This window comes from Mesorhizobium sp. EU05-FHT14A09, from assembly GCF_058790995.1.
Window position 1 is genome coordinate 86343 of sequence record NZ_JBYTDF010000005.1, and the last position, 12531, is coordinate 98873.

The window sequence follows — 12531 nt, forward strand, 5'->3', positions numbered from 1 at the left end:
GCCGCGATTCACGAGACGAGATATGCCCCAAGACAGCGGTCCGGCTATCGAGGACGAGCCGAACAGCCAACGTGTTTCCGCGCTGGCACCTTTTCAGCATGGTATCTTCCGCGCCGTGTGGAGTGCCAGCCTGGTCTCCAACCTCGGCGGCCTGATCCAGGGTGTCGGCGCCGCGTGGATGATGACGCAGATCGCCACCTCGCCCTATCAAGTGGCGCTGGTGCAGGCCTCCACCACATTGCCGATCATGCTGTTCGCGCTGGTGGCCGGCGCGATCGCCGACAGCTACAACCGGCGCAAGGTGATGCTGATCGCGCAAAGCTTCATGCTCGTGGTCTCACTGTTGCTGATGGTCTTCACCCAGTTGGACCTGCTCACCCCCTGGCTGCTTCTGGCCTTCACCTTCCTGATCGACTGCGGCACCGCGCTGAACAGTCCCTCGTGGCAGGCCTCGGTGGGCGATATGGTTCCACGCAACAAGGTGCCGGCCGCGGTGGCGCTCAACTCGATGGGCTTCAACCTGACCCGCAGCGTCGGGCCGGCGCTGGGCGGCATCATCGTGGCTACGCTTGGTGCCGCGGCTGCCTTCGCCGCCAACGCTTTCAGCTATGTCGGCCTGATCATCGTGATGGCGCGCTGGAAGCCCAACCTGCCGGCGTCCAACCTTCCTCGTGAATCACTTGGCGCTGCGATGGGCGCCGGGCTGCGTTATGTCGCCATGTCACCCAACATCGGCAAGGTGCTGGTGCGCGGCTTCACCTTCGGCTTCAGCGCCGGCGCCGTTCTTGCCCTGCTGCCGCTGGTGACGCGTGACCTCGTCAAGGGCGGTGCCCTCACCTACGGCATCATGCTGGGCGCCTTCGGCATCGGCGCCGTCATCGGTGCATTGACCAGCGCCCGATTGAGACAGGTTCTGCCCAGCGAAACCATGGTGCGCTCGGCCTTCCTCGGCTTTGCGCTTTGCTCGACTGTCGCCGCCATCAGCCCCTATGCCTGGCAGGTGGCGCTCGGCCTGCTTGTCGGTGGCGCATGCTGGGTCACCGCGCTTTCGCATTTCAACATCACCGTACAGATGTCGACCCCGCGCTGGGTGGTGGGGCGCGTGCTGTCGATCTACCAGATGGCGACCTTTGGCGGCATCGCGCTCGGCAGCTGGATCTGGGGCGTGACCGCCGACAATCATGGCGCCAGCGTTGCGCTCCTGGCCGCAGCAGTCACCATGCTGGCCGGCGCAGCCATCGGCTTCGTGCTGCCATTGCCGCAGCATATTGCGCCCAATCTCGATCCGCTCGACCGCTGGCGCGAACCCATGCTGGCGCTCGACCTCAAGCCACGCTCGGGGCCGATCGAGATCACGATCGAATATGAGATCAAGGAAGAGGATGTCCCGGAGTTCCTCAAGGTGATGACCGAGCGGGCGCGTGTGCGCCGGCGTGACGGCGCCCGAAATTGGGTGCTGGCGCGCGACCTGGAACATCCGGAAATCTGGATGGAAAGTTATCACACGCCGACCTGGCTGGATTATATCCGCCACAACAAACGCGCGACCCATGCGGATGCCGAAATCACCGAACGCATCCGGGCGCTGCACTCCGGCATCGAGCGGCCGAGAGTACGCCGCATGATCGAACGACCAACCAATCCGATCGGCTATTACGGCACGCCGAAACCGCATGACGAGCACTGATCCGGTGGCCGTCATCGGGTCGATGCCTTCGAACGTTTCCGTTCTCCCGCAAACGCGGGCTTGCTCTAACTTTCCCCGGAGAGATCCCGCCGCGCCTTGTCGAGTTCTTCGGCATAACGACGCAACAGATGGCCCTCGGTGAGCAATCCGACGACCTTGCGGCTTTCGAAATCTTCCACGACGGCCAGTTCCTCGGCGCCGGCGCGATGGAAAGTCTCGGCGGCGGACTGCACGTTCATCGACGGCACCAGAACGGAATCGCCAAAGCGGGCCAGGGTGAGCACCGTGCTTGCCGGGTCGGGCTGGTCGCCATAGGCATCGGCAACGATGATCATGCCGATGTAGCGCTGCTCGCCATCCACCGCGATGACACGCTGTGCAGAACCGAGTGGCACCTGCTGGCGGAATTCCGCGACCGTCGTCATCGCCGTGATGGTTCGAACATCCTTGCGCATCATCAGGCCAACGGTCAGGCTGCGCATCCAGCCGACATCCTGTGCCGAACGAATGGTTTCACCGCGCAGATGAAAACGCCAGGTCGAGAATGAGTAGCCGAATGTCTCGCGCACCAGGATCGACGTCATGATCGCGGCAGCAAGCACAACACCTGTCAGCGTCAGGTCACCCGTCGATTCCAGCGCCAGGAAAGTCATGGTCAGCGGGCCGCCGATGATGCCGACCGCCATCGAACTCATGCCGACGACGGCCGCAACCGCCGGATCGAATCCGGCCGCGGGTGCAATCGCCAGCATGATCGCGGCGAAGATCTTGCCCAGCAACGCGCCAAGCAGCAGGGAAGCGAAGAAAAGGCCGCCACGAAAACCGGAGCCAAGTGAAATGACGGAGGCCGCGATCTTGAGCAGGAACACGGTGACGATCACGGTGAGCCCGTAGTTCATCGCGAATTCCCGATGCAGCGCGCCGTGCCCGCTGGACAGCACCTGTGGTGTGATCAGCCCAAGCAACCCGACCGCGCAACCGCCCAGGAAAGGCCTGAGCGAGGAGTCGATCGACAGCCGTGTCAGGCCCCGCTCGACAGCAGCAACCATGTACATGATCGCGATCGAGATGCCGCCGGCGATCAGCCCCAGTGCCAGGAAAGGCAGGTATTGGCTGGCCGTCAGCTTCGGAACGGCACCGAGCTCCAGCGGGAACGGCGCACCACCCAGCCAGCCTGTCACCAGTGTGGCGCAGATCGCCGCGGTCATGACCGGGGCGACATTGGCGATCGAATAGATGCCGATGATCAGCTCGAAACCATAGAAGGCGCCGGTCAGGGGCGCATCGAAGGCTGAAGCGATAGCGCCGGCAGCGCCGGCACCGACCAGGATGCGAACATCATTGCGCTTCATGCGGAAGAAGCGGGCAAGGCGCGATCCGAAGCCACCACCGACCTGCGTATAGCCGGCCTCGAGACCGACCGATGCGCCGAAGCCGGAAGACAGCATCGTCTGGCCGGCAATGATGAAAGTATCGGTCAGCGACATGCGACCGCCATAAAGCGCATTCGCTTCGATCGGGTCGACCGGCGTGCGGAATTTGCGCTTGCGCAGCCAGATGATGGAAAGGCCAAGCAACAGACCACCGACGGCGGGCATCGCCGCCTGGAGCGGATGACCCAGTGAAAACATCGATGACAGCCGCCCGCCTTCCGGCACGTCGAACAGCAGCCAATGCATGCCTTGCACAAAGGCACTCATCGCAGTCACCGCCACGCCGGAGAACGCACCAACCACCGCCGCGATCAGCACGATGATGATGCCCCGCGCCTCCAGCATGGGAACCGAACGGACCAGCAGGGCACGCAGGCGACGGGCTTGGACAGACAAGGACTGGTTCGAAGACAACGGACGGCTCGCGAATGTCTTTTATGGGCAGCGCCCTTGAACGCCTGATACGCCCCACATTGTGGCGTGGCAACCGCGCAGACCGACACATCCGGTCGGCCAACGCCGCGATTTTCAAAACCTTCGAGGCTCGCGCAAGCTTGGCCGGTTACGGTGCATGGCCCGGACTGCCGTTTTCAGGGCCGACAAATGCAATTCCAGGAAAAGTGCGTAGCGGTTTTCCGTCCGGAATTGCGCAGGAACAAAGAGTTGGACGTGAGGTAGATATGGCCATCAGCGAGAGCATTTCGACGGACGCAATGCCACGCAACAGCCGCGATGTCTTCTTCGCGCTCGGCATCGTCGTCATTCTGGCGGTGCTGTTCCTGCCGATCCCGGCCTTCATGATCGACATCGGCCTCGCCTTTTCGATCGCGCTTTCGGTGCTGATCCTGATGGTGGCGTTGTGGATTCCCCGGCCGCTCGACTTCTCGTCGTTCCCGACCGTGCTGCTTATCGCCACCATGCTGCGCCTGTCGCTGAACATCGCCACGACCCGCATGATCCTGTCGCACGGCAACGAAGGCACGCATGCCGCTGGCTACGTGATTTCCGGCTTCTCGAAACTGGTAATGTCGAGCGACTTCGTCATCGGTCTGATCGTCTTCCTGATCCTGATCGTGGTGAACTTCATCGTCATCACCAAAGGTGCCACCCGCATCGCGGAAGTCGGCGCCCGCTTCACGTTGGACGCGATTCCCGGCAAGCAGATGTCGATCGACGCCGACCTGTCAGCCGGCATGATCGACGAAAAGACCGCGCAATTGCGTCGCCGCGAACTGGAAGAGGAATCCTCCTTCTTCGGCTCCATGGACGGTGCTTCGAAGTTCGTGCGCGGCGACGCCATCGCCGGCCTGATCATTACCGCCATCAACATCGTCGGCGGTATCGCCATCGGCTACCTGCGCCACGGCATGGGGCTCGGCGAGGCTGCCGACGTCTTCATCAAGCTCTCCGTCGGCGACGGTCTCGTCACCCAGATCCCGGCCCTCATCGTATCGCTTGCCGCCGGCCTGCTCGTCTCCAAGGGCGGCACGCGCGGCTCGGCCGACAAGGCGGTGTTCGGCCAGCTCGGCGCGCATCCGCGCGCGCTTTATGTCGCGGCCGCGCTGCTCGGGTTGCTCGCCGTCATGCCCGGCCTGCCGATGTTTCCCTTCGTGACCTTGGGGGCGGCCATGGCTGGTATGGGTTACATCATTCCGCTGCGTCAGAACCGCCGCGTGGCCGAACAGGAAGAGGCGCGCAGCCGCGAAGCCGCCGCCAAGGTCGAGGAAGAAAAGAATTCGGTGAAATCCTCGCTGGCGACAGCCGAGATCGAACTGCTGATCGGTAAGCAGCTTTCGACCAAGCTGCTCACCTCGCATCAGGAACTTGCTTTCCGCATGGGCAAGATGCGCAAGAAATTCGCCACGCAATACGGTTTCGTGGTGCCCGAGGTGAAACTCACCGACGATTTTGGCATTCCGCCGAAAAGCTATCAGATCAAAATCCACGGCACCGTCGTGGCCGAGCACCAGATGCGGGTCGGCGAATTGATGGTGCTGCTCGGCACCCGCGATCTGCCCGAGATTCCAGGCGAAGAAGTACGCGAGCCCGCCTTCGGCATGCGTGCCTATTCCGTCATGGAAGCTTTCGCCGAGGATCTGAAGCGCGAGCAGTACACCTTCGCCGACAACATGTCGGTGCTGCTCACCCATCTCTCCGAGGTGATCCGCAACAACCTGCCGCAATTGCTGTCCTACAAGGACATGAAGACATTGCTCGACAGCCAGGATCCCGAATATCGCAAGCTGGCCGACGAAATCTGCTCCTCGCATATTTCCTACCCGGGCCTGCAGGCGGTTCTCAAGCTGCTGCTCGCCGAGCGTGTCTCGATCCGCAACCTGCATCTCATCATCGAAGCGATCGCCGAGATCGCGCCGCACGTGCGGCGCACCGAACAGATCGTCGAGCATGTGCGCATCCGCATGGCACAGCAGATTTGCGGAGACCTCTCCGAGGGAGGCGTGCTGAAGGTGCTAAGATTGGGCAATCGCTGGGACCTCGCCTTCCATCAGAGCCTCAAGCGCGATGCCAAAGGCGAGATCCGTGAGTTCGATATCGACCCGCGCCAGTTGGAAGAATTCGGCCAGGAGGCATCCAAGGCAGTCCGTCAGCATATGGAGGCCGGCGAGCGCTTCGTGATGGTGACCGCGCCAGATGCCCGCCCCTACGTGCGCATGATTATCGAAAGGCTGTTCACCACCTTGCCGGTGCTCAGCCATGTCGAGATTGCCAAGGGTGTCGAGATCAGGGTCCTCGGAACCATTTCCTGATCATGGATCTGACAACGGTCACGCAAGGCTTCGTGCTGGCGGCATTCCTCGCCTTCTGCCGCGTCGGCGCCTGCTTCATGCTGATGCCGGGACTGTCCTCGATCCGCCTGCCGCTGCAGATCCGCCTGTTTGCGGCGGTGGCCGTCACAGTGGGACTGCTCGCCTTCCTGTGGGACAAGATCTTTCCTTACGTCGACACCAGACCCGCCATCTTCGTGCCGATGATCGTTTCGGAATTGCTGGTGGGCGGACTGATCGGAGCCATGACCCGGCTCTATATGGAAGCGCTGCGCTTCATCGGCGCCGGAATCGCCATGCTGATCGGCTATGGCGGCACCGGGGGTCCGGCAATTGAGGAGCCCGAGCCGCAGGCGGCGATTGCCGCGCTGATCTCGTTTTCAGCGTTGATGCTGCTCTTCGCCCTCAATTTCCATCATGAGGTCATCCGCGCGCTGATCGCTTCCTATAACGTGGCGCCGGTGAACGTCTTCTTCAGCGCCCAGGCATCGTTGGTCGACGTCACCGACACGCTTTCGGAATCGTTCCTGCTGGTGCTTCGACTGGGCAGCCCCTTCGTCGCCTATGCCATCCTGATCAATCTGGCGATCGGTTTCGTCAACAAGTTGACGCCACAGATTCCGATCTACTTTATCTCGCTTCCCTTCGTGATCGCCGGCGGCCTGATCCTGTTCTACTTCGCCATTCCGACGCTGTTGTCGCTGTTCGGCGACGGCTTCATCGAAACTACCCTGGCTAGGTGAGCCATGACGAACCGCAAGGACCGCCTGAAGAAGCTCGTCGAAGTACAGGAACAGCTGAAGGCGTTGCACGAGATGCGCCGCGCCGGCTACCTGGCCAAGGCCGTTGCGGCCGACCAGGAGGCAGCGGAAATCGCTGCCCGTTTCGATGCACCGGATTCATTGTCCACGCTGTTTCCGGAGATCTACCAGCAGCGGATTGCCGCCGCTCGCGCCGAACGCGACCGCAACCTCGAGAATGCGCGCCGCGAAGCAGGCAGCGTCGCCACCGCGACCGCTCGCACCAACATGGTCGAACGCGCCTACCGCGATGCGCGCCGCGACGACGAGCGCCAGCGCTCCGATCGCGAACGGCTCGATCTGATCGAGCAAAAACGCGCGCCAGAAAAATGAAGATGACAACGCGACGACAATCCGCTCCGCTCCCGCAAGCCTGCGGCAAGCTTGTTCAGCGATCATCACTCAACGCAGAATAGCAACGAGAAGGTACAGCTTTTGGCGATCTCTCCTCCCAGCGACATCGTCCTGGACGTGGCCCGCGCCGCCGAGCCCATGGACATAGAGGCCGCCCGCGCCGCGCTCACCAAGCGCGCCGGCGGCGCCTCCGTCGCTTTCGCGGTCGATGCCGACATGGGGTCGCGCCCGGCCGGACCACCTGCGGGAACAGATCGCGGTCAGGAGTTCAAGCGCTTCGAAGCGATGGTGCTGCAGACCTTCATCCAGAACATGCTGCCGAAGGATACTGAGAGCGTCTATGGCAAGGGTCTGGCAGGAGACATGTGGAAATCCCAGCTTGCCGAGCGCATGGCGGACGTGATGGCCGAACGTGGTGGCATCGGCATCGCCCGCTCGATGCTGGCCGACCACTATCGTGACGGGGAACGGACACTACCCGTCGGACCTGTCGCGGGGGGCCCGGAACGAGCGACGATCGATGAGCAGAACCGGCTGTCGGATTCGCTCGTGCAGGAAATGCAGCGCCGGATGGTTCGCTCGCTGGACGACGATGCCGCGCCGGTTGAAACGAAGACAAGGGTTTAGGAACGACCATGGATCAGTTGGAGAACAATACGGGCCTCATGGCACATTCCGACCTCACCATCTCCCGTGTGGGCAGCCTCACCGCGATCATCAACCGTATCGAGGATGCGGTCGAGACGGAGACGGCAGCAATCCGCACCGACATGAATTTCGATCTCAAGGCTTCGAACGCCCGCAAGAGTCGTTGCCTCTATGAGCTCAACCGCGCCATGAAGAACATCGCCGCCGAGGAACTCGTCGACGAGCACAAGGAGGGGCTGCTGCGCCTGCGCGGCAAGCTGGAACGCAACGAAGCCGCCCTGCTCGCCCACCTCAGCGCCGTGAGCGAAGTGGCCAACCTGATGAAGAATGCTATCCAGCACGCCGAAGCCGACGGCACCTACTCCGCCGGCGAATTTGGCTGGGCCAAATCGTAACAGCCATGATCAAGTTCATCATCGCCGCGCTCTGGATCGTCGCCGCTACCGTAGGCGCAACGTTCTACGCCTTTCAGGCGGCGGGTGCGCGCGGTGATGACCCGGCACCGAAGCCGCTGCTCGGCGGGTTGGACTATGTCTCGACCGAGATCATCTCGGTGCCGATCATACGCAGCTCAGTGGTGCAGGGTTATTTCCTGACCAAGCTGGTCTACACGGTGGAGCCGAAGGAAATGGCCAAGTTGTCAGTGCCGGCAATGGCACTGATCACCGACCAGGTCTATTCCTATCTCTACGCCAATCCGCAGATCGATTTCTCCAAGCAGGACACGGTCGATCTCGACAAGTTCCGCAACTCGATCCGCGAGAGCGTCAATGCCCGCGTCGGCATCGAGCTCATCCATGATGTGCTGGTCAACCAGGTCAACTATCTCAGCAAGGATGAGATCCGCGACAATGCCATCAAGCGGCGCGGCAACGGGTTGATGGAACCGATCATGAAACCGGTGCAACCGAAAGCAGAAGCGGCAGCCGAACCCGCAGGTCACTGAGCCGGCAATCGCGCCACCAATAGGTTCAGCCGGCACGTTGCGGATGTCGTCCCCGATTCCGCGACGCACAGGGCTCATGAGTGAACGACGTCGTTCAGATATGAAGCTGCCGTCGCGAGAAACCGGACCACGGCCGGCCTGCTCGGCTCTCCGGCCGTTGCGATCGACGTCTGCAGTTTCACGTCGAGATCCTTGATCGGCCTGAAGACCAGTTGCGGATGGGTGCCGGCGAGCGATGCCGGCACGAAGGCCACGCCAAGGCCCGAAGCAGCCTGGTCGAGCATGGAATGCCATCTGAACATTTCCTCCCGGAGCCTCGGCTGAAAGCCGGCCTTCCCGCAGGCAGCCAGTATCGAATTGTACATGATAGGCCCGAGTTCTTCGGCGCAGACGATCAGTCGCTCAGACATCAGTTCAGCCAATTTCAGAATGGGCTGGCCGGCCAAGGCATGATCGGCGCGAAGCGCGGCGACAATCCATTCCTCGCCGGCGGGCCGCATCACCAGTTGCGGCGCGTTCAAGGGTGGATGGAGAAAGGCGACGTCGATCGAACCCGCCGTCAAGGCATCAGCCTGTTCGATCGTCGGCAGATTCAGCAAGGTCACATCGACCCCCGGGTGCAGTTCGGTATAGCGGCGGATGATGGCCGTCATGTTTCCCGCTTCGGGCAGCTCGCAGTAGCCGATCGCCAGCGCGCCGGCATCCCCTCGCGCCGCATCCTGCGCCATCTGGACGGCCCGGTTGACCTGGTTCAATGCCACACTCAGTTCCCGGGCCAGAACCATCCCCGCCTCGGTGAGAGTGACCTGGTGCGGCGAGCGTCGCAGCAGCGTGCAACCAATCTGCTCTTCGAGTTTCTTGATCTGATAGGTCAGCGCCGGCTGCGTCAGATGCAGGCGGGCGGCCGCCTTGCTGTAGTGCAGTTCCTCGGCCAGGACACAGAAGCTTTGAGCGTATTTGAGCATGCTTCAAGATAAAATTTTTCAATCATCAGAAGCAACAAAATAAATTTCCCATCCAGGATAAGCCAACCTAGTGTTCGTGAAAGGGGAACGTTTGAAACGGCGCTGTTCACCTCCCGGTCTCATGGGAGGAGCAACGCACATGGCCGCCATCGAGGCGGAACGGGAGAGATTTATGCCGCGAAAAAGCAGCATCCTGGCTTCACTCAGCATTGCACTGCTTTGCCTCGGCTCCTTGTCCGGCATGGCACAGGCTGCTGAAAGTCGGGCCGACCTGATGCAGGCGCATCGCGGTGGAACCGTTCGCGTGGTCGCCAAATCGGCCGGCGGAACGATCGACCCGCAGATCAACTACGCGCCGCTCTATTGGAGCTATTATGGCGGTGTCTACGACGGCCTCATGACATTCCGCAAAGCCGGCGGTGTCGACAGTCTTGCCATCGTTCCCGACCTCGCCGAAGCGATGCCGAGCGTCGAAAATGACGGGAAGACCTATGTCTTCAAGCTGCGCAAGGGCATCAAGTTCTCGAATGGCAAGGACCTGACCACCGACGATGTCGTGGCCTCATTCCAGCGCATTTTCAAAGTGTCGAGCCCGACATCCGGGACCTGGTACAAGGACATCATCGGTGCCGACGCCTGCCTCGCCAAGCCTGACAGCTGCACGCTCGATGGTGGCGTTGTTGCCGACAAGTCGAATTGGACCATCACGATCAATCTCACCGCCCCCGATGGCGAGTTCCTGGATAAGCTGTCGATGCCACATGCGTCGATCCTGCCGGCCGAAACCATCGCCAGAGACGTCGGTATAGAGCCCATCCCCGGTACGGGACCTTATGCGTTCGAAAGCTATGATCCCAACAAGGCTCTCATCTGGGCGCGCAACCCGCATTTCAGGGAGTGGAGTGTCGAAGCCCAGCCGGACGGCTATGTCGATCGGTTCGAGCTCCGCTTCGGCTTGACGGCCGATGCCCAGGTCAACGCGATCATCAATGATCAGGCCGACGTCATGTTCGATCAGCCTCCGGCTTCACGCCTGGCTGAGCTCGGAACGAAGTACCCGACGCAGGTGCACCTCGATCCGCAACTCGCCTTCTGGTACCTGCCGCTCAACGTCAACCTGGCTCCCTTTGACAATCTCAAGGCGCGCCAGGCGCTGGCCTATGCCATCGACCTAAAGGCTGTGATCAACTTCTTCGGTGGCCGCAACCTCGCAACACCGACCTGCCAGATCCTGCCACCTGGGATGCAGGGTTACAGTCCGTTCTGCCTGCATACCAAGGCCCCCGGCAGCAAGTGGACCGCACCGGATCTGGAGAAGGCAAAGCAGCTGGTCGATGAATCCGGGACCAAGGGGCAGACCGTCACCATCCTCACCGAGGATGGTGAGATATCGCGCAACATCGGGTCCTATCTGCAGAGCCTGCTCAACCAGATCGGCTACAGCGCCAGCATCAAGTCGATATCGGGCAACATACATTACGGCTACATCCAGAATACCAACAACAAAGTCCAGATATCGGTCACGCAATGGTATGCCGACTACCCGGCAGCCAGCGACTTCTTGAATGTTCTGCTCGGATGCGGCTCGTTTCGAGAAGGCTCCGATTCCTCTCCCAATATTTCCGGGTTCTGTGACAAGGACCTCCAGGCCCGGATGGACAAGGCGCTGGCCGTCGGCATCACGGATCAGGCGGCGGCAAGCGAGCTGTGGGCCGCGATCGACCAGGGCATGATGAAGCAGGTTCCGCTCATCCCCTTGTTCAATCCCAAACAGGTCACGCTTGTCTCCAAGCGCATGGGCAACTTCCAGTTCTCCAAGGCGACCAATACCTGGGCATATACGCTCGGCTGGGTACGCTAGATGACGATTGAGCCCGCAATCGGGATGGTCCTACCGCCCCCACCAGATCAGGCCGAGCACATAAATGCGCGATCTCGCGGCCCCTGGGCACAGGCCTTGCATAGATTTTCGCGCGATGGATCTGCCCTGGCCGCCGCACTTGTCCTGGTCGTGGTTATCGTGGCGTCGCTGCTGGCACCGATCTATGCGAAACACATTGCCAACGTCGATCCTTTCAACTCCAACCTTGAAGGCGAGATCACGCTCGGCGGCGAAAGCGTTCCAGTCCTGGCGCCATCCACCGAGGGGTTGGGGATCGGTGTCATGCCGATCGGCCCGACATGGCAATTCGGCCCCTATTTCCTGGGAGCAGACGAGCAAGGCCGGGACGTGATGGCACGCCTGTTGTACGGCGGGCGAGCCACCCTGTTCATTGGCAGCACGTCGACGGCGATCACGCTGGTTCTCGCCGCGCTCGTCGGCATCTCCTCGGGTTTCTTCGGCGGCTGGATCGATCGGGTTCTGTCCCGTGCCCTGGACATATTGTGGGCTTTCCCGATCTACCTGCTGGCCATCTCTCTCTCGATCGTCCTCCTCAATTCCCGCATCGAACTTGGGCCGATCGTCATCGATTCCAGCAGCCTCATCATCCCGATCATCATTATCGGCATCATCTACGTGCCTTACGTCGCTCGCCCGATCAGGGGACAGGTCCTCGCCCTCAGGAAGAGCGATTTCGTCACGGCCGCGATCGGGCTCGGTGTGCCGCCTTACCGGATTTTGATCCGCGATATCCTGCCGAACGTCGTCACCACGCTGATCGTGTTTGTTCCACTGATGATGGCACTGAACATCGCCACGGAGACGGCCCTGTCATTCCTCTCGCTGGGTGTGCAATCCCCAGGTGCGAGCTGGGGCACCATCATCCGGGACGGCCAGAACCTGCTCTATAGCCGACCCTGGGTTTCGACGGCTCCAGGACTGGTCATCATCGTCGCCATCGTCGCGCTCAACATTCTAGGCGATGGTGTACGCGACGCCTTCGATCCCCGCGCCAAGCTGAGGCCGTAAG

The 12531-nt window shown here is 61.5% G+C and carries 11 protein-coding genes; 9 read left to right on the forward strand and 2 right to left on the reverse strand.

Features of this window, described 5'->3' with window-relative positions; genetic code table 11:
- The first annotated feature begins 22 nt into the window (after positions 1 to 22).
- Positions 23 to 1687 (forward strand): MFS transporter, encoded by a 1665-nt coding sequence (locus AC3WTO_RS18435; protein WP_492462210.1) that lies wholly within the window; start codon positions 23 to 25, stop codon positions 1685 to 1687.
- Positions 1688 to 1752: 65 nt separating this feature from the next.
- Here the strand turns inward: AC3WTO_RS18435 and AC3WTO_RS18440 are convergent, their stop codons facing one another.
- Positions 1753 to 3465: a chloride channel protein gene (locus AC3WTO_RS18440; RefSeq protein ID WP_492462754.1), complete on the reverse strand. Its 1713-nt coding sequence runs from the start codon at positions 3463 to 3465 to the stop codon at positions 1753 to 1755.
- A gap of 335 nt (positions 3466 to 3800) precedes the next feature.
- Here AC3WTO_RS18440 and flhA point away from each other — a divergent pair, with 335 nt between their 5' ends.
- The 6 genes from flhA to AC3WTO_RS18470 all read left to right on the forward strand — a co-directional run bounded on the left by flhA (position 3801) and on the right by AC3WTO_RS18470 (position 8654).
- The gene (gene flhA / locus AC3WTO_RS18445) at positions 3801 to 5888 is read left to right on the forward strand and encodes a flagellar biosynthesis protein FlhA (protein WP_492462211.1); all 2088 of its coding nucleotides are present in this window, start codon (positions 3801 to 3803) and stop codon (positions 5886 to 5888) included.
- A 2-nt stretch (positions 5889 to 5890) separates the two neighbouring features.
- Complete coding sequence (gene fliR, locus AC3WTO_RS18450; RefSeq protein WP_492462212.1) at positions 5891 to 6649, forward strand: flagellar biosynthetic protein FliR; 759 nt, start codon at positions 5891 to 5893, stop codon at positions 6647 to 6649.
- A gap of 3 nt (positions 6650 to 6652) precedes the next feature.
- Positions 6653 to 7039: a hypothetical protein gene (locus AC3WTO_RS18455; RefSeq protein WP_492462213.1), complete on the forward strand. Its 387-nt coding sequence runs from the start codon at positions 6653 to 6655 to the stop codon at positions 7037 to 7039.
- A gap of 102 nt (positions 7040 to 7141) precedes the next feature.
- Entirely contained in the window at positions 7142 to 7687 is a 546-nt protein-coding gene (locus tag AC3WTO_RS18460) for a rod-binding protein (RefSeq protein ID WP_492462215.1), read from the forward strand.
- 8 nt (positions 7688 to 7695) lie between these two features.
- Complete coding sequence (locus AC3WTO_RS18465) at positions 7696 to 8103, forward strand: hypothetical protein (protein WP_492462216.1); 408 nt, start codon at positions 7696 to 7698, stop codon at positions 8101 to 8103.
- Positions 8104 to 8108: 5 nt separating this feature from the next.
- On the forward strand, positions 8109 to 8654 hold the full coding sequence (locus AC3WTO_RS18470) for a hypothetical protein (protein ID WP_492462217.1): 546 nt from the start codon (positions 8109 to 8111) through the stop codon (positions 8652 to 8654).
- 74 nt (positions 8655 to 8728) lie between these two features.
- On the opposite strand, the gene AC3WTO_RS18475 is transcribed toward AC3WTO_RS18470, so the two are convergent.
- A complete protein-coding gene (locus AC3WTO_RS18475) occupies positions 8729 to 9619 on the reverse strand; it encodes a LysR family transcriptional regulator (protein WP_492462219.1) in 891 nt (296 codons plus the stop codon).
- Positions 9620 to 9791: 172 nt separating this feature from the next.
- Between AC3WTO_RS18475 and AC3WTO_RS18480 the strand changes: the two genes are divergently transcribed.
- Entirely contained in the window at positions 9792 to 11480 is a 1689-nt protein-coding gene (locus AC3WTO_RS18480; RefSeq protein ID WP_492462220.1) for an ABC transporter substrate-binding protein, read from the forward strand.
- A 24-nt stretch (positions 11481 to 11504) separates the two neighbouring features.
- Positions 11505 to 12530, forward strand: coding sequence for an ABC transporter permease (locus AC3WTO_RS18485; protein ID WP_492462755.1), 1026 nt, complete (start codon positions 11505 to 11507; stop codon positions 12528 to 12530).
- Position 12531 lies beyond the last annotated feature (1 nt).